Origin of the sequence: Tepidimonas sp. (assembly GCF_046292505.1) — a bacterium.
In the GTDB taxonomy this organism is placed as follows: Bacteria; Pseudomonadota; Gammaproteobacteria; order Burkholderiales; family Burkholderiaceae_C; genus Tepidimonas.
This window is the reverse complement of sequence record NZ_JBKBQX010000281.1, coordinates 1-518: the sequence shown is the minus strand read 5'-3', so window position 1 is coordinate 518 and position 518 is coordinate 1. Positions and strand designations below refer to the sequence as shown.

Genomic DNA, 518 nt, shown 5'->3' with positions numbered 1-518 from the left:
CACGCTGGCAGCACCAGCCGCTGGGCAGGTGAACCCGTTGAAGCCCAGGGCATGTTCGGCCTGCGCGACGCTCGGGTAGTTCAGCGCATCGAAGACCTCTCCATGGTCGTCGAAGAAATCGATGCGGGCGGTTGGCGGCTCGCTGCGGTCCAGCCCCGACACCTCGACCACCGTGGCCCAGTTCTGCTGCAGCATTCCCGTGACCTTGAACCACAAGTCGACCGGGGGTTCATCGGTCCAATCATCGTCCCACGCTGGCATGTGCCCTCCCCATTGACCTCATGGCGGAGCAGGGGTGCTCCGCACCTTCCATCCCACTGCCGCTGGCGCATCCAGGCGCCGGCAAAGCAGACCGGCAGCAATGGCAGATTACAAGTTTTGGTGGCTCACGCTATGAGCCACTGGGGTTCTCATACTAGCTTCATCGCTGTCACACGCCACCCCGGGAGGTCCCCATGTCCGCTGCCGCCAATACCCGCGCCCAGACCGTTGTCCAGACCGTCGCCCCCAACCTTGGG

The 518-nt window shown here is 64.3% G+C and carries 1 protein-coding gene; it reads right to left on the bottom strand.

Annotated features, from left to right (window positions below; all coding sequences use genetic code 11):
- Window positions 1-261: hypothetical protein (locus tag ACK4TH_RS13275; protein WP_409627105.1), on the bottom strand; the 261-nt coding region annotated here is incomplete at its 3' end.
- Window positions 262-518 lie beyond the last annotated feature (257 nt).